An 18,081-nucleotide genomic window follows, 5' to 3' on the forward strand; every position below is an offset into this window, starting at 1 on the left:
TTCCGGCCATTTACTTTCTCCAGCTAAAGTTCAATTATATCCTTAACTGGACTGGTCAACTCAATTAAACCACCTCACTTTTTTGGCGGTAAACAATTTAAAGGAATAAATGAAAACCGTTTAATTGGGTACTACAAAAAAGCAATAGTGTATCGAAAATCGCAGCGACTACCAGTAGATATGGTAACGCACGAAAAAAATCAACTAAAGTACTATCGATTTAAAGCGAAAGCTGAAGATGTCGTATTATTAAAACAAGTTGATCGGACTACTAAGTTTTCGCCCACGACCCAATCGCAATGGTGTTTTACTCCAAAGAAATATATTAACGTCGTTAAAAATATCTCTTTTTCAAAAGGTTCCATAGAAAAAAACTCTCCCAGAAAGTCTGGTAGAAAAAATACACCTTATTTACAGCGTATTGAAGTTGAGCGGAAAGCTGTAGCATTAACGATAACGCATTATGAGGAGTTCGGTTATGAGTATATCAAATCCGTAGAAAGCGAAAACTGCGGTTATGATCTAGAGATAGGTAAGGGTAAAGGTAAACTATGTGTAGAAGTAAAAGGTAGAGGCCAACAATCTCCAGACATAACATTGACTCCGAACGAATATAAGTATTTTAAGGAAAGAAAGAAAAACTATCGACTCGTAATTGTTACAGGATGTATGACCGATGAACCAAAAATTTTTATTTGTAAATTTAAGAATAAGAAGTTAATTGTCATAAACAATCAAGAAATGTCAGTAGTTGGAAAGACTGTGGAATCTTTCAGGTTACAAATTAATTAATCATGGGGTGAGACTTTTCTAGATACTTTCAATAATTACAAGCTTAGTTTTTATATAATACAATATTTATAGAAAAACTCAGTAAAGTGATAGTCATGGCAACTTTTTTACTTAGTACTACATAATTATAAAGTAGTTAAGTGTCTAGAGAGTTCTAGTCGATTCACTGGGCTAATAAATACACGCTTCATTACAGGTATACCGTTTCGTACTTGATTGGCGCTAGCAGCTTAAGAATACGGTTTTCTTGCTGATAGGTTAGCCCCACATCGCGCATCGCGCCTTGGACATACTCCACCAATATGTAAAATTCACGCTCCTTAATATTGAGACCCGTGTGAGACTCCAACATTGTTTTTCCATCGTATTCGCAAGGCCCGCCAATAAGCTCGCATGTTTGCAATACAAGTTGATCTCTTAAATGTTTTTTGGGAACACCTTTGAAGTAATGACCAATTACGGGGTCAGTGTAAATTCGCGTAATCGCTACGCCGTATATGGTATTGAGCGTTTTATGGCCGCCAATTTCTTCATAAAGGCTTTGTTCAGGAGCGCTGGCGCATGCGATTATCAATACGCTTAACGCAGCAATTACCATTAACCGGAAGCAGTGTCTGATCATTTCGTTCCCCTATCAAAAAGTGCTGTTTACCGTTAGATAAAATCCTGAAGAACTTTCTTGCAAAGGTAAATTGCCCAAATCCACATAGGCAGCGGTAATCGAAATAGATTTATTTGGGAAGTAGGCAATAAAGGCATCAACAACGGTGTCTTCTTCAGCTAAGCCTCCTAATCGATTGGTTTGCGTTCTAAACTCTGTGCCAATTGCTGTGGTAGGGCTAATTAATACTGCTAAAGAGCCCTCCCATTCGAGCTTAGCGCTATCGTTGTTTTCAGAACCAAATCCAAGTAAGCCAAACACATTCGCCTTTGTATATCGCGCGGTAAGATTGGTGAGTAAATTATAACCTGATGGAGTGCCTAACCACAGTTTCGTGGCTGAAAGGTAAACGTCGGTACCACTGTCGTCTTTCGCACCTAGCAGCATTGGTACGCCTACGCTGGGCAAGGGGGTCGTACCGTCGGGTAGCGAAAGAGAGCTGTCGTAGTCTCTGTTTTTCTTGTATTGTGCGCCGATGGATACTTGGGGTATCCATGAGTTTTGAGTAAAGACGCCATCGCCAAGAACCTTAACTTTTGCACCGATTATATCTTGCTCAATGGTGGTGCTGTTGGCGTTTGTAATAGCACCTTCTGTGAGTAACGCGAAAACGTTGCTTGTTAACCCTGAAGCAATATCGAGGCGCTGTCGCTGCACGCTAAGCTCTATACGGTCAAACAAACTAACGCTTGCCCCTGCTGTTGTAAGGGAATAATCGCTTAGGCTTAAGTACTGAATATTTGCCGAATAACTGACCTCTTCTTTACTCGCGTATCCGCCAATAAATGCCCAAGGCGTAATGCCGCCACCCGCTGTGCCCTCGAAACCTGTAATACCACCAGATGCAATTAAGCGAGATCCACTGTCTGCGAGTACGGGAGACGATGCGAGAAAAAGAGGGAGAAGCAAATGCCTAATCATAAGGTAAACCTAATGTTTTTAAATGGTTTTTTGTAATTCTATTTATCAGCATAGCGCTTAACCCATGAATTGTGAAATGCACGCTGCTGGCGATACTATCTATTATCGAATTTTTATTATCAAAAAATATTTGAAACTGATTCGTTTTTTATAGGGCTTATCATTGAAAAGCCGAATCTATACCATACACGCCATATTCATTGAGTACTTTAATTTTCTGTTCGCAGCATTCATGCGTGAACAACAAATAGCAGACGTATTGAGGAGTTAATTGTGTCTCATCCAATTATTGAAGATTTAAATAAGCGTTACACGGTTAAACAGTACGATGCGAGTAAACGCATTTCAGCTGATGATCTGGCGACAATTCTTGAGGCGTTGAGACTATCTGCGTCTTCAATCAACTCTCAGCCATGGAAATTTGTGGTTGTTGAAAGTGATGAAGCCAAGCAGCGTTTACACGATAGCTTTGCCAATAAGCATCAGTTCAATCAGCATCACGCTAAAGAAGCATCGCATACCATTCTGTTTGCCTATGATCCTAAATTTACGAAAGAGAAATTTGTAAAGCGTGTCGATGCAGAAGTAGCGTCTGGTCATTTGCCCGAAGATATGCGTGAAAACTTCATGGGCGCTTACGCATTTGCGGAAGCGAACACCGATGACAATGGCAATAACGCGGCGTGGACCAAAGCTCAAGTTTATCTAGCTCTCGGTAACGTACTACATACTTTGGCTCGCCTGGGGATCGCTTCTACACCTATGGAGGGTGTTGATCCTGAATTACTTGGTGAGTTGTTCAAAGATGAGCTGGATGGTCACGTTTGCGAAGTTGCACTTGCCATGGGGTACCCTGATACTGAGAATGATTGGAATCACGGCCTTCCAAAAGCACGCCTAGCGAAAGAAGACGTTATTACAATCGTTTAACTTGTAGAAATGTGACGTTCAAACAAACGCACGTCACTCGTAAATACGAGATGTAAAAAGAGCCCTTAGCATGGGCTCTTTTTACTACAGCAATTGAATTTGCTTTTTTAGCCCCCACTGTACTTTGCTTACAGACAACAATCACTGCTTCTTACTGCGAATGGAACTCTGGTGAATACAACCTTTAAACGCTTTTACCCCTCTACATTTGCGCCTTTCCTCATGGCGTGGGTATTGTCGTATCTGGTTGTTAGTACCGGGTTTCAGCCACCTGATGTAGCGAGTAATGCCGAGGTAACATCACAGTCACCACTTGCTAAGTTTGTTCATAACTCGCAAAGCTACTCTCTGCGATTTAACGCCAGCAAGCTGACGGACAACAACAGTGAGCAGCCTACCGATGCCGATCTCTTAGGGTTAATACCTGCTTCGTTGCACTCGGTTTATACCGGCCTTTTTGCTGTCAATACACGTTCAGCAGACGTTCCTTTTCAGTCACAAAAGTGGGTTAAACCAAGCCCTCGCGCACCACCCTCTATCCTGATTTAACAACTCATATGCGTCAACGTGGGGGCACACCTGTTGTGTTCTTAAATTTGGCGACCTTAAAAACATTATTATTCAGGATTCTAAAATGGCACGATTTTCATTTCGTGGCTTTGTGTATGTGCTCATCGTTATGCTCGGTTTACTGAGCGCTGCGCCCAACATATTGCCACAATCAATTAAACAGCAGTTACCTACGTGGTACACCACTTCCACACTATCTTTAGGCTTAGATTTGCAAGGTGGTTCGCATCTGCTATTAGCCGCAGACACCAACGCCTTGTTTGAAAAGCAACTCAATAGCTTTTCGAGTGACTTACTTAGCGAATTGCGCAGTCAAAACGTGCGCTATACAAAGACGTCTCATTCACTCACTCATAAAGATAGTCGTTCTGGAAGTATCGTCTTTACATTGCGTAGTGCAGATGATGCGAGAAAGGTAAAAGACACCGCATATCAAATTTCCGCTCAGCCAAATGGTTCAAGTGCACTTGATGTAGAGATAAAGCAAAGCACCGTTACCCTTACGCTTAACGAGCTATATACCGAACAACTGGTTAAAGACACGTTAAGCCGAAGTGTTGAAGTAGTTCGAAAGCGTTTGAACGAAACGGGGCTTACTGAGCCTAGCGTTACGCTACAAGGTAAAGACGCCATTTTAGTTCAGATGCCGGGTATGTCTGAGCCCACTCAAGTTAAAAAATTATTGGGCACTACCGCACAAATGACTTTTCACTGGGCCGCGAATAGCCAGTCTGAGCAGGTTATGAATAAGCAAGATGCGGCGGGTAATACCTATCGCTTAGAGCAAAAAGTGGCGCTAGAAGGTGAGCATATTACTGATGCGGCAGGTGTCTTAAGTAGTGAAAATGGCCAGCCAGTAGTGACGTTCCGATTAGACAGTGCAGGTGCCAAGCAGTTTGCCACTATGACACGTGACAACATCGGCCGTGTGCTTGCTATCGTCCTTGACGACAAAGTGGTTACAGCCCCCGTTATTAATAGCGTGATCCCAGGTGGTCGTGGCGAAATAACCGGTAACTTTACATTGCCCGAGGCGGGCAACACCGCATTAATGCTTCGCACTGGTGCGTTACCTGTGCCACTTACCATTATAGAAGAACGCACGGTGGGGCCAGATTTAGGCAGCGATGCAATTCAAACCGGAGTGGAAAGCGGCGTGGCAGGCGCGTTACTGGTATTGGCATTTATGGTAGCGATTTACGGCAGGTGGGGCGCTATCGCAAGTTTTGCTCTTTGTATCAATATGGCGTTGGTGTTTGGCGCATTAACCCTGTTTGGCGCAACACTGACGTTACCGGGCATTGCAGGTTTGATCCTAACCATGGGCATGGCGGTGGACGCGAACATTTTGATTAATGAACGTATTCGTGAAGAAAGTAAAAAAGGTCGTCCGGCAGCCAGTGCAATAGAGGTGGGTTTTGATAAAGCGTTCGCGACTATTGTGGATTCAAACTTCACCACACTAATAGCGGTAAGTTTGTTGTTTATGTTTGGAAGCGGCCCTATTAAAGGGTTTGCAATTACAATTGCCCTTGGTCTGGTGTCTTCGGTATTTACTGCTGTAGCCCTAACTAAAATGTTAATGCTAAGAGTGGTTAAGTCGAAGCAAAAGAATACGCAAGATCGCGCGCAGCAGCGCGTTCCTTTGCGCTTTTCATCACCGCTTTTGCGGTTAAGCGATAAGCTTAGCGGTATTAATTTTCTGGCAAAGCGTAAAATTGCACTCGCTGTTTCGGTAGTGCTAACAGTGCTTTCAATCGGCTTGTTTGCTAAGCCTGGCTTACATTATGGTGTCGACTTTACCGGTGGCACAATGATTGAGTTGACCGCACCAACCCTTACTACCGATGAGCTAAGGAATGTGATTGAAAGCAATGGCTTTGATCAGATAGCAATTCAAGAATATGGCAGTGAACATCACTATTTATTGCGAGCACCTGTTCTAGATAGCAGTGGCGAGCTTGAAAATAGCAACGCAAAGCAGACTGACGCACTAAAGCGTGCGATTTCGCAAGCCGACAGTGAGGTAAGTTTTGATAAAATTGATATGGTTGGACCCAAGGTCAGCGGAGGCTTTGCCGAGCTATCCATTCTAGCATTGCTTATCGCAGGTGGCGGCATGTTGTTGTATCTGTGGGCACGCTTTGAAGCGCATTTTGCGAGCGCAGCGCTGCTAACCGTGATACTCGATTTAACCAAAACCATAGGCTTTTTCGCGCTTACAGGCATCGAATTTAACTTAACGGCTGTCGCAGCACTGTTGGCGCTCATTGGTTACTCTATAAACGATAAGGTGGTGGTGCTTGATCGCATCCGTGAATTATTGCGTTTAGACCCAAACAAGCCATTGGCAGATACTATTAATGAGGCCGTGAACAGCACGCTAAGCCGCACGGTGTTCACTTCCGTTACCACGCTGTTGGCGTTGTTACCAATGGCTATTTTTGGCGGTGATGCCGTAGAAAGTTTTGCAGTCCCTATGGTTTTTGCTGTCGTGATTGGCACGTCATCGACCTTGTTTATCACCTCTACGCTGCTGTATTTGTTGGGCAGCAGAAGAGAGAAACAAGGTAAAGCGCAGTTAAAGCCTACTGCAGAAGAGATTAAGGCTTCGTTGTCGCACATCCCTTAGGCGGCACAAGTTCCTTAACCCCAATACCTCAGCGGGCTCTTGTACCTCAATACATTGGTGCAAAAACGCGGTAAGGTAGCAGTATTAACAGGAACCCTTGATGCTCTCACGCATACCCGAATAATTTGCGTGAGAGCATCAAGGGCAATAAGGAACGTATAATGTTTGCAGTTGATCACATTATTTTACTCAGTGCAGTGCTTGCCATTTTGGGCGTACTGGCCAGTAAATTGTCCCCGCGCTTTGGCGTACCTGTTTTAGTTTTATTCCTTGGTGTAGGTATGTTGGCTGGAGAAGATGGTATCGGCCGAATCTTCTTCGATAATGCTGATGCTGCGCATGCCATTGGTACATTTGCGCTTATTCTCATCCTATTTGATGGCGGTCTACAAACGTCAAAAAAGTCCATAGCGCAGGCGTGGAAACCCGCCGCGTTGCTCGCCACTTTTGGCGTAATTGGTACGGCAGTGGTCACCGGTATCGCCGCTATGGTTATTCTCGATTTACCGCTTTATAAGGGCTTATTGCTTGGTGCTATTGTAGGGTCGACAGACGCCGCAGCAGTATTTTCTGTTCTGCGCAACGCTGGTATACGCATTCCTTCAAAAATAAAATCCACACTAGAGCTGGAAAGTGCGTCGAATGATCCAATGGCCATATTCCTCACAATCGGCCTTATTACGCTTATTCAAGACAGCACCACTAAGCCAGTTGACTTACTTTCGCTGTTTGCCAGTCAAATGGGAGTGGGAGCGATAGTGGGCCTTGCCATCGGCGGTATTGCAGTATGGCTTTTCAGACGCGTCACCTTAATGGCCATCGGTTTGTACCCGGTATTTGTGATGTTGTTTGGTGTATTGTCTTTTGGCCTTGCTGCGAACTTAAATGGCAGCGGCTTTCTCGCTACCTTTATTACGGGTGTTATCGTGGGTAACAGCCGCTTTGCTTATCAGCGTAATACGTTTGTGTTTCTGGATGGGCTGGCCTGGCTTGGGCAAATTGCTATGTTCGTTATCTTAGGTTTGTTGGTAACGCCCACCGAGCTGTTTGTTAATTGGAAAGAAGGCCTTTTAATTGCGTTTGTGCTTATTTTTATTGCACGTCCGCTGGTGGTTATGCCTATTTTATTGCTTTCAAAATTCTCGTTCAACGCATCGCTGCTTATATCATGGGTGGGTTTACGCGGTTCGGTGCCAATTATACTCGCTATATTTCCGCTAATATTCGGCATGCCATACGCCGAGCTCATTTTTAATGTGGTGTTCTTTATCGTGCTTATTTCTGCCTTGTTGCAAGGTTCCACCTTACCTTATGCGGCGCGTAAGTTAGGCTTAGTGTTGGACGATGAAGTAAAGGAATCGAGCACGCTGGAGATTGTAAAAGTCGCTAAGAGCAAGCGCGAGCTTATAGAAATAGAGGTTTCGAAGTTATCGCCAGCACTACATAAAACCATTAGCGAATTAGCTCTTCCCGATAATACGGTAGTGGCGATGATTGCCCGTGGTGAAGAAACCCTTATACCTAAAGGAAGTACCAAAATAGAAATGGGCGATCAAATTTTCATTATCACCAAACTGCTCGATAAAAGTGCCGTTGAGCACTGCTTTTACAGCGAGCAGGAATAGGGTGCTATTGTAGGGTACTTCATGTAGAATGCGCCGCGGAGTTGGCCAGGCAATCGCCGCTTTCGTAAGAAAGGGGAGGAAAGTCCGGGCTCCAAAGGGCAGGGTGCCAGATAACGTCTGGGCGGCGTGAGCCGACGACAAGTGCAGCAGAGAGAAGACCGCCTAAGCATGTTTACATGCCGGTAAGGGTGAAAGGGTGCGGTAAGAGCGCACCGCACCTCTGGTAACAGAGTGTGGCAAGGTAAACTCCACCCGGAGCAAGACCAAATAGGATCCCTCAACGTGTGGCCCGCATGGGGATCGGGTAGGTTGCTTGAATCAGTGAGCGATTGCTGATCTAGAGGAATGGTTGCCCACGACAGAACCCGGCTTACGGCCAACTCCACTCTTTTCCTAAAAGAAAGTGAAGCCTCTACCTGAAGGGATATTTCCTCAGGCAGAGACATTTATCACTCTTTACTGAAAGAAATAGCGGAACGTCGCACCAATGGTGCGTGGCTGGTTTACCGTAAATCCAAGTCGAGCTCGTCCACCACGTTCTCTATCAAAGGATAGCTGGGCGTTTTCGTCGAACAGGTTGTTTGCATACAGTAATATTTCATAGTCATCGTAGGTAAGACCGAAGCTCATATTAAGCGTGCCGTAGTCGTCTAACAACAAGTCTAATTCCGTTGTTTCTGCGCCAGTGGCACCGCCAAAGGCAAGGCCTGAAGTGAATATACCTGCGCCTGCAACTTGGTCACTAGGCTGGGTTATACGGTCTCCCACGTACTGGTAAGAGCCTTGGAAATAGGTGCTGTTTGAAGAGAATAAAGGCTGCGCTAAATCGTAGGTAAATGCGATGGCAAAGCTCTCTTCAGGTACTGAAGCTAGGCGGTTACCGTCTTCTACGCCACCTAGTACCGCACCATCACCATCAACAACGGTTGAATCGAACTCGGCTTCAATGATACTACCCGTTAATGAGAAAAAGAGCTGGTCAGTAAACTGACGCGTAAGCTCAAATTCAATACCTTGGGTGTGGGCGTCCGGCACGTTAAATGATACACGTGACGAGCAAGAACCAGCATCCAATGTAACCTGAAGATCTTCAATATCGTTATAGAAAGCCGAGATGTTAGCTGACCATCCACGACCTGATGATTTCATACCGATCTCATAGTTGGTGAGCTTTTCATCGTCATAGTCTTGGAACGAACCAAAGATTGCTTCATCTTGGTCGGTACACAGGCTTCTATTTAGCGGGTCATTTACACCGCCAAGTCTAAATCCTTGAGACACCTGAGCATTTAAGTTCACGTTTTCGTTTACGCTATACTGGCCGATAACGCGAGAAGTAAAGCCATCTGATTCTGTAGAATCGGTCTGGTTGTCGCCGTTGGCAAATAAGCCCCCAGAGATAAACTGACGCTCTTCTTCATAATCGTAAAAACGAGAGCCCACGGTCATTTTAAAGTCATCGTTCACTTGATAGTTCACTTCACCAAACACAGCAAGCTGCTTCAAGTCGTATGGTAAATAGGCGTTGTAGGGAGAATCAGCTTCAAAACCATTGGCAACCGCTGCTGACGTGCCTTCACCTAAGGTGGCGTCGGTAAATGCGTCGTACCCAGGGGTAGGGAGTGATTGGTCGTAAACACGCTCTGTAGAAGAGTAGAAAGCGCCAACTAGCCAGTCTAGCGCGCCATCGCCATTGGATGCGGCGCGAAGCTCAAAGGTATCTTGCTCTACTTCCGTTCTGTCTAATAAGTTCGACGGTAATAGTACGGCTTCATCAGGAAAACCTAAGTCGATACTTACTGAGCCCGAAAGCGCGCTGGCATCACGACTTACAAGAATATCGCGGTCGGTATAGCTATAAACAAAGGTAAAATCAGCAACGTCGGCTTGATATTCAGCAGTTACGTCAGCAATCAAGGTATCGTCAGAGAAGCCTTCTTCAAGCAGCAGGTACTGTTCTCGTTCACCCAATTGAATAGCTGGGCGGGTCGTTGTGTAAGGGTTAGCAAACACATTATACACTTCCTGTCTGTTAAACCCGTTCATTTCCAATTCTTGGAAGATAAGTCGTGGTGTAATCGTGAGCTTATCGTTGGGTGCGATAATGAAAGCTACGCGTCCGCCAGTTCTATCGCCGTCGTTAACGTCTTCGCTAAACGCGCCGTTTTCACCTAACGCATCTATAAAGCCTGCGTAATCAGTGCGGTATACCACCGCGCGCATGGCAATGGTGTCGGAAATAGGTACATTTACCATGCCCTTAACGTGACCGCCCACGCCACCGTCTGTCACACTATTAAGATTAGCTTCAAACTTACCTTCAAAGGTATCTAACTCGGGCTGATTGGTGATGTAGCGAAGGGTTCCGCCGATAGAGCCAGATCCAAAAAGCGTACCTTGCGGACCGCGCAGGGTTTCAATGCGGTTAAGGTCGAAAAGGTCGAGATCTGGAGTAAATAAAGACAGCGAGATCACGCTTTCATCGAGGTATACGCCGACCTGCTCCTTAACGCCTGGTTGGTCTCGTACAATTTGACCCGCTGAAACGCCACGCATAGATACTTGGCTTTGGCCTGGTCCTAAGTTCTGAATTGATACGCTCGCCACGTTTCTTGCGACGTCTTCTAAGTTTCCTGCACCGCTGCGTTCAAAGTCTCGCTGCGTTTGTGCGTTGATTGAAAAAGGAATGTCTTCAATGGATTCTGCACGCTTTGTTGCAGTTACTATGATCTGCTCAAAGTCATCGTCATCCTTTTGTTGTGTGTCCTGCGCCATTGCACCGGAGCTAAGCAGCCCCATAACCGCAACGCTAAGTGTGCTTCGTCTAAACGACGATTTTTCTATTTTAAACATAAGTCCATCCAGGTTGGTTGTTTCTATTTTGTTATCAGGTAAGGGCGTAATGTGGCAAAAAAGTTGGGTTATTTCCATAACTTGCGAAACAAATATTTCATTTTTTGTTGTATCTAATGCGGTACGTTTTTCTTGTTAATTTAGTGTTAATTGTAAATGTGTGGGGAATGTGCGTCTAAAAGGTCAAAAGAAGCGTCTATCTGGCTAATTACAAAAGCAATAATCTAAGTATCATCTTTATGAGAGAGGTGTTGACCCTAAGAGCAAAAATGACTGGGCGATAAAAGCAAGCGGCAGCAAGCGGTTTATATCAGCGTCACAATAAAAGCTGATGGGTTAATTAGAAAGTACAACATGAAAGCATTGTTCAACAGTTAAAGCTAAAAAGGTGAGTAATAGAGTGGAGAAAGCAGTGAATACAAGCGATGTAGTAAAAGGGATATTAGCAATTGTTATCGCAAGCTTTCTGTGGGGGACAACAGGCACTGCCGCTCAGTTCGCCCCAGAAATCAGTCCTCTGGCAATCGGTGCCTTTGCAATGGGTATAGGCGGTGTATTGCTTTGTGTTTGTGCCCGAAAATCACTGATAAAGGATGCACCTATTCTTTTTTCTACACCACTGACCTTTCTGTTTGGCAGTGCATGTGTTGCAATTTATCCGCTGGCCTTTTACAGCTCAATGCGTTTGTCAGGCGTTGCCATAGGCACTGTGGTTTCTATCGCCAGTGCACCACTATTCGCTGCGCTTTTAGAGTACTTTCTAAGTAAAAAGCCCGTGTCTTTAAAATGGTTTGTTAGTTTTGTGTTTGGTGCGTTTGGGATTGGCATGTTAGCCATGGGGAAGGCACACGACGCAATGGCGTTGTCAGTATCTAAAGATGATCAGGTGTTCGGCGTTCTATTGGGTTTAATTGCAGGTTTAACTTATGCTGGGTACTCATGGGCTGCGAAGCAACACATTGACGCTGGCGCAAATTCAAAATCTGCCATGGCCGGACTTTTCGGTTGCGCTGCCGTTGCTCTGTTGCCTTCCCTCTGGTTTACCGGTCAAAACATGTTTGCTAATACTATCCACATTAGCGTTTCACTCTATATGGCTGTGGTGCCGATGTTTCTTGGTTATTTGCTATTTGGCTATGGTCTTCGCACCACCGAAGCGAGTAAAGCTACGCTTATTACGTTAATTGAGCCACTGGTTGCGACACTTTTCGCTATTTTTCTGATTGGTGAAGTATTCAAGCCGGTGGGATGGGTTGGCATGACGCTGGTGTGTCTTTGCCTCTTAATCCAATCGATAAAATTTCCATTTGCTTTAAAGCGCTATGGCAAAAAAGCAACGGCGTAATGTTGAAACCGCGTGTGGCTTATAATGAAAAGTCAGAATACTTGTTAAGTATTCTATCAATTTGACCCGTTTGTTTTAATTCAGCAATGGCGCGGTTAATGGCGGGGAGCTTATCTTTATGTCGATTGTGAACACGCAACGCCATTTGGCCTGCCGTATGGATGGGGCCCAGCGCTATTTTTACGTTGTGCATTGAAGACCAGTAACGCGCCGCTGCTTCCTCCATTATGATGACATCTATCCGTTTCATGCCAAGGGCTAAGATAAGGTTACTCTCGGCTTGAAAGTCCATTCTGACGAACTTATCAGAATCAAAATACACATAGCCGGAGATCATCCCTACGGTTTCACCGTAGATAGAGGCGACGGTTTGGTATCGGCTATGGTTTTCAGGCAGAGTAATAAAGTATTCTGTGATGTCTATAATGGGATCTGAGAAAGTGAAGTCGCCCGCGGGCTCATCTTTAGACAGCCAGCTTGGACTGAAAAAGTCGAAATCAAGAGCGCCTGTTTTAAATGCAAGCATGGCACGTTTGGTAGAGAGCATGACTTTTTCTGTCTTAATACCTGCTCTATTCATAATAAGGGGAAGGATTTCAACTAGAATACCGGCCCTATCTTCGTCGACAGCATTTTCGTACGGGATAGAGCTGCCTGACGTTCCAAGATTATACCGTAGTACTTCATCGGCAGTCGCGCCACCGCCAAAAAGCGAAACGTTAATCAATAAGATAAACGAAATAACTTTTTTGATGTGAGGGGCTAATCTCGCTAAGGCGTTCACTCAAGATGTTCCACTACAATAGGTTAATGAACGGCGCTTTCTTCACTATTTCTTTCAATGCTTGCCCAATGCTCAACTTTGTCGATGAGGTCAATAGCATCAAAAGGTTTACTTAGGTAATCGTCCATTCCGGCGTTAACGCAGCGCTCTTTGTCACCTTTCATGGCATTGGCGGTTAGTGCGATGATCGGCACGTTTAAATAGCGTTCTCCGGCCTCACCATTTCTTATGCGTTTAGTTGCTTCAAAGCCGTCCATTTCTGGCATTTGACAGTCCATCAAGACAACATCAAAGGTCACTTTCATTTTGTTCAACGCTTCAAGTGCCTCTAGGCCTGATTTGGCACTCAATGTAGTGTGGTTATTTAGGTGCTGTTTAACAATAACCTGATTAATGTCGTTGTCTTCGACAATTAATACTTTGCGTTTTTTCCCTTTTTCCCGTTTCACTCCTGAGGAGTGGTGAACTGGCTTAAGCAGGGCTTCGTCGGCTTGTTCAAGCATAATAGTGAAAGAGAACGTGCTTCCGTGACCTTTAACGCTCTCGAGTTTTATATCGCCGCCCATGAGTTCGCATAATTGTTTGCTAATAGAAAGGCCAAGGCCTGTTCCGCCGAATTTGCGAGTTGTAGAAAGGTCTTCTTGGGTAAAGACATCAAAGATTGTACTTTGCTTATCTTGTGCGATACCAATGCCGGTGTCTTTTACGCTACATAAAAGCTTAAGGCTGTTATCTGCGTTTTGCTGAATGCTGGTGGTGACTTCAATGCATCCACTGTCGGTGAACTTCACGGCATTACCTAACAAGTTCGAGAGTATTTGTCTAAAGCGTACATCATCGCCTTGTACAACGTGAAAGCCTTGTAAATCAAAGTGAAAATGTAGCGCTAACCCTTTTTCTTGGCACATAATCGCGTACTGACTTTGAAGGTTTTCAAGCGACTCTAAAATGTCGAATGGGTTTTCTTCAATTTGCAGTTGGCCTGCCTCTATTTTAGAGAAGTCCAAAATATCATTTACGATATGTAAAAGGCCCTGGATACTAAACTTAGCAAGAGACAGGTAGTGCTTTTGCTCCTCAGTGAGTTCAGAGCTAGCCATTAACTGCAAAACACCAGAAATACCGTGTATTGGCGTGCGTATTTCATGGCTCATACTAGCGAGGAAACTCGATTTAAGACGGGCAGACTCTTCCGCTTTTTCTCGCGCATCCTGAAGATACTGTTCGGTTTGTCGTTGTTGAGTAACGTCCTGTTGAAACCCGATATAGTGAGTGACTTCACCATTTATTTTTACCGGCGTTAAATTCAAACGATTATAAAAGGCGCTGCCGTCTTTTTTATAGTTGAGCAGCGTCGTTTCAATAGGCTCGCGCACTGCAATAGCCTCGCGGATTTGGTCAACTGTCTGCTTGCTGGTTTCATCGCCCTGCATCGACCTGCAATTATGACCGATTATTTCTTCACGACTGTAGCCTGTAAGCTCTTCAAAGGCACTGTTTACGTATATTATTGGTTGGCCGACGCGCTTAATGTCCGAAATGATGATCGACACGGTTGCTTCATCCATAGCGTGAGTGAGCACTTTAACGTGACTTTCAAGAGAGCGTTGTTCAGTTTCGTCGCTACCAACATAGATATCACCACGAATATTACCATTAGCATCGGCCAGTGATGTTTTAGTCCAATGAACAAACCGCTCTTGGCCGGTTGATACCGAAAAGTGTGTAAGTTCATTGCTCTGTGAAGAAGCAAGCTTTTGCATAATGAACTTCAAAATACCGTTCTTTTCACCGTACTGGTCATGACAAAAGTCGTCGAAGCGCTTGTTAGAAAGTAAAATTTGCTTGTCTTGATCAACCACAACAAGCATATCGCCCATTGACTCCAACACGTTGGAAAACTGTTCGTTAGACAGCGAAACCTCTGTCAGATCCCAAATCAGTTTGTCAAACGCTTCGCGAATATCCGCAAGTTCTTGGGCCTCAACGTCACTATCAAGGCGTAGTGAGGTCTTATCATCACTGTTTAGTCGATTCTTAATGTCATTGTACAAAGTCGAAAGTGTTCGCTCGGCAAGCGTTCCCGTCATACTCACCATATGCAAAATGATAAATACGAAGCCTACAATCATTGCCAGCAATACAATCCCAGTCCATGCGGCTTCTCTGTATGCGGTGATGGTGGGTTTTACGCTGTATAGGGTTAGATTTTGCCAGTCAGCCTTTTTTATAGCGTAGCCGCTGTCATCAAAATCGGAAAAGCTTGAGTTGGGAGCAATGAGTGAGGGCTCACTGCTAAACAGGACATGCCCACTAGAGTCGGTAACAAGCTGGTTAGTCAGTCTGGGGTAAGGAGCGAGCAAAGACTGCAAGCTATCCACATACATAACAAGCGCGCCTTCCGCTACGCCTCTAAGTAACACTGGAACGCTTATTAATACGCCGTACTTTGATACCGAGGAGTATGCATTCGATGAACCAAGGGTTTGCTGGCGCCATGCACTACTGAGCGACTCGGGGATAACAGCATTCCAGTTTTTATCAATCACCCGGTTCCCGGCAAAATCAAATAGTGCAAACTCGACACTTTTCGCCTGAGTTAAATTTAACGAGCGGAAAAACATGGGAAGGTAATTATCCCTTTGCTCGAAATCAACCAAAGAATTGATGATGATATCGTTAGCTGCCAAGTCTGCTAGCTGTCTAGTGGTGTCGCTAACAATGTAATTGATATCTTGTTCTAAACCATCAACAGATTGTTGTTGAAGCTGGTCGGTTTGTTTAACAATGAAGTGGAAAGAGAGAGCAAACAGAATGATAGACAAAACCGCGACGAGTAAAACCAGTCGCGGTAGCATGCTTGAAAGCAGAAGAGAGCGTAACCTTGGGGGCTGCTGCATCATTGCACGCCCGTTGTTACCAAGTGACCTTTTTCGTTAAACGTAGTCATAAAATAATCCTTTGCCCAGAGTGCATCGTGTCTGTCCTCTGAAAATGGAGCTGTGTAGTGCTTCACTGCACCTTGCACATTTTGAAGAGACTCTAGCGCAGCGCGTAATGCGTCTACTTCTATACTACCAGCTTTCGCGGCAGCTGCCGCGATTAAATGAGTTAAATCATAAGCATGAGCCAAACCTGTCACACCACCAATCGCAGTCGCATCCACCAAGCCATACTTATTATAATAGGCTTCTAACAAGCTTTTTGCTTTGGTATTTTTCTGGTGGTTGAAGTGGAAGGTTTGAAGTACTGACACATTGTAGTTAGCGATGGGCTTTGCAAGTAAAGAGGCGAACTGACCCGACGCGACTCCCCAATGCGACACAACAGGGAGAGAGGCGATGCCTTGTTTGGCCATCTCATCGAGTACCACAACACCTTCAGGAACGTTAGTGACAAGAATAATCGCTTCCGCTTTCGCGCTTTTTATTGCCGCGATATCCTCAGAAAAGTCTTTCTGCTGCCAATTTATCCAATGGGTTGCTGTTATATCAATATCATTATTACTTGCAGCTTGTGTTAATGATTCAAGGTTTGAGCGTCCCCATCCTGTTCTTTCCAATACCAACGCGATATTTGATAGCCCCATATATTTGACGTGATTAATTAGGACTGACGCTGCTTCAGCGTCGCGTACCGACACGCGAAATATGTTATTCGGTGAGTGCCCGTTGTCGATAATAGGCGTCCCCGCTGCCCAAGGAACCAACATCAAAATGTTTTTTTCGTGTATTGGGTCGATTTCAGCGAGAACTACAGGTGTATGAACGCCGCCTACTACCGCAAGTAAATTGGGAGTTTGGGAAAATTGCTCAATGTTATATACACCTCGAGCTGGGTTGCCGCGATGGTCTTTCGCAATAACTTTTATTTGACGACCTAGAATCCCACCAGCGGCATTTATTTCGTCGACGGCAAGCTCGACCCCTCTTGTAATAGCGATGCCACCTTCAACAGCTACCGCTGAAAGATCGGCATCAATACCAATCACCAGAGGCTCCGTTGAACTTAATGCTTTACTTGCAGTAAAAATTGAAAAGACGCAAGCCAGCGAGAGAAAGATAGAAAGTGCACGCATGAATAGGCTACCTAAATGTTAACCTTAAAAGTGTATAGCAATGTGCTCAGTCTTTTAGCGTAAACGTCTTATCCTTTAGTATAAGTTTAATGCTTTTTTGAGAGCTTTTACGAGATTTTTGAGCGCTGGCGACGGGGTGGTGTACTAAACGAGTGCGCATTAATTTTGGCACGATTCTACTATTAGCTTATATTTCGAGAAGAGTGGTTGTACATTTGCTAAACAGTGTTCGACGTTGTTTAGTTGTTCCTCTGGTGACGAGGTAGCAGTAAAACCGCCTGATAAAAATGGTTTGCGTATGTTGCAAGCAAGGATAAACAGCGGTTTGGAGCGTGAGTGCGAAAGAATACCCTGCCAACAATAATAGACATTGAAGCAAGTGGATTTGGCGCAGCGAGTTACCCTATTGAGATAGGAATCGTGCGCTATGATGGTGCAAAGTGGTGTAAGCTACTTCGGCCCTTTGACTCGTGGGTTCACTGGGATCGAAAAGCGGAGTCACTGCACGGCATAACGCAGCAGATGCTGCAAACTCGAGGAGAAGAGCCTCGAAAAGTCTGTGTTGAGTTAAATAATTTCCTTGGCAATACGGTTGTTTACAGTGACGGTTGGGTCGTTGATAACCCGTGGCTAATTAAGCTCTACGCCGCAGCGCAGGTAGAAATGTCTTTTACGTGTAGAGCATTGGAATATATTTTGTCTGAAGCACAAATGAATCAATGGCATGAGGTGAAAAGCCGCCTTGCGAGCCAACTTGATGTTAAGCGTCATAGAGCGAGTTCCGACGCGATGGTAATTCAACAGACTTACGCAAAAACCTTATCATTGGCATAACGGCAACTACGTTTCGTCTTTATGATGGGGTGTAATACTAAAAGCGCACTGTGAGT

At 44.8% G+C, this 18,081-nt stretch carries 13 protein-coding genes and 1 other RNA gene; 8 read left to right on the forward strand and 6 right to left on the reverse strand.

Features of this window, described 5'->3' with window-relative positions; genetic code table 11:
• Window positions 1-180 precede the first annotated feature (180 nt).
• The gene (locus QME20_RS11735; RefSeq protein WP_281715971.1) at window positions 181-792 is read left to right on the forward strand and encodes a DUF3883 domain-containing protein; all 612 of its coding nucleotides are present in this window, start codon (window positions 181-183) and stop codon (window positions 790-792) included.
• A gap of 190 nt (window positions 793-982) precedes the next feature.
• Here the strand turns inward: QME20_RS11735 and QME20_RS11740 are convergent, their stop codons facing one another.
• Entirely contained in the window at window positions 983-1,414 is a 432-nt protein-coding gene (locus QME20_RS11740; protein ID WP_101563532.1) for a group 1 truncated hemoglobin, read from the reverse strand.
• A gap of 12 nt (window positions 1,415-1,426) precedes the next feature.
• Window positions 1,427-2,374, reverse strand: coding sequence for a DUF3034 family protein (locus QME20_RS11745; protein ID WP_281715972.1), 948 nt, complete (start codon window positions 2,372-2,374; stop codon window positions 1,427-1,429).
• Between the two features lie 273 nt (window positions 2,375-2,647).
• Between QME20_RS11745 and QME20_RS11750 the strand changes: the two genes are divergently transcribed.
• From QME20_RS11750 to rnpB, 5 genes are all read left to right on the forward strand, one after another.
• Window positions 2,648-3,304, forward strand: coding sequence for an NAD(P)H-dependent oxidoreductase (locus QME20_RS11750; RefSeq protein WP_187446903.1), 657 nt, complete (start codon window positions 2,648-2,650; stop codon window positions 3,302-3,304).
• 171 nt (window positions 3,305-3,475) lie between these two features.
• Entirely contained in the window at window positions 3,476-3,853 is a 378-nt protein-coding gene (locus QME20_RS11755; RefSeq protein ID WP_239239508.1) for a hypothetical protein, read from the forward strand.
• 85 nt (window positions 3,854-3,938) lie between these two features.
• Window positions 3,939-6,506 carry a protein translocase subunit SecD gene (gene secD, locus QME20_RS11760; protein ID WP_187446902.1) on the forward strand — a complete coding sequence of 856 codons (2,568 nt, stop codon included), beginning with the start codon at window positions 3,939-3,941 and terminating at the stop codon, window positions 6,504-6,506.
• Between the two features lie 161 nt (window positions 6,507-6,667).
• Complete coding sequence (locus QME20_RS11765; RefSeq protein WP_187446901.1) at window positions 6,668-8,131, forward strand: potassium/proton antiporter; 1,464 nt, start codon at window positions 6,668-6,670, stop codon at window positions 8,129-8,131.
• Window positions 8,132-8,168: 37 nt separating this feature from the next.
• Window positions 8,169-8,519, forward strand: an RNA gene (gene rnpB / locus QME20_RS11770) — RNase P RNA component class A.
• A 68-nt stretch (window positions 8,520-8,587) separates the two neighbouring features.
• Here the strand turns inward: rnpB and QME20_RS11775 are convergent.
• Window positions 8,588-10,984 (reverse strand): TonB-dependent receptor, encoded by a 2,397-nt coding sequence (locus QME20_RS11775; RefSeq protein WP_170826494.1) that lies wholly within the window; start codon window positions 10,982-10,984, stop codon window positions 8,588-8,590.
• 400 nt (window positions 10,985-11,384) lie between these two features.
• On the opposite strand from QME20_RS11775, the gene QME20_RS11780 reads away from it, so the two are divergent.
• Window positions 11,385-12,329: an EamA family transporter gene (locus QME20_RS11780; RefSeq protein ID WP_281715973.1), complete on the forward strand. Its 945-nt coding sequence runs from the start codon at window positions 11,385-11,387 to the stop codon at window positions 12,327-12,329.
• Window positions 12,330-12,348: 19 nt separating this feature from the next.
• Here the strand turns inward: QME20_RS11780 and QME20_RS11785 are convergent, their stop codons facing one another.
• Genes QME20_RS11785 through QME20_RS11795 form a run of 3 tightly spaced genes read right to left on the reverse strand, consistent with a single transcriptional unit; the run spans window position 12,349 to window position 17,191 of the window.
• Complete coding sequence (locus QME20_RS11785) at window positions 12,349-13,113, reverse strand: transporter substrate-binding domain-containing protein (protein ID WP_281715974.1); 765 nt, start codon at window positions 13,111-13,113, stop codon at window positions 12,349-12,351.
• Window positions 13,114-13,136: 23 nt separating this feature from the next.
• Window positions 13,137-16,016 carry an ATP-binding protein gene (locus QME20_RS11790; protein ID WP_239245069.1) on the reverse strand — a complete coding sequence of 960 codons (2,880 nt, stop codon included), beginning with the start codon at window positions 16,014-16,016 and terminating at the stop codon, window positions 13,137-13,139.
• A complete protein-coding gene (locus QME20_RS11795) occupies window positions 16,013-17,191 on the reverse strand; it encodes an ABC transporter substrate-binding protein (protein ID WP_239245070.1) in 1,179 nt (392 codons plus the stop codon). The genes QME20_RS11790 and QME20_RS11795 overlap by 4 nt, the downstream gene beginning before the upstream one ends.
• Window positions 17,192-17,527: 336 nt before the next feature.
• Between QME20_RS11795 and QME20_RS11800 the strand changes: the two genes are divergently transcribed.
• Entirely contained in the window at window positions 17,528-18,025 is a 498-nt protein-coding gene (locus QME20_RS11800; RefSeq protein ID WP_014948380.1) for an exonuclease domain-containing protein, read from the forward strand.
• Window positions 18,026-18,081 lie beyond the last annotated feature (56 nt).

Origin of the sequence: Alteromonas sp. CyTr2 (assembly GCF_947311905.1) — a bacterium.
Classification (GTDB): Bacteria; Pseudomonadota; Gammaproteobacteria; order Enterobacterales; family Alteromonadaceae; genus Alteromonas; species Alteromonas macleodii.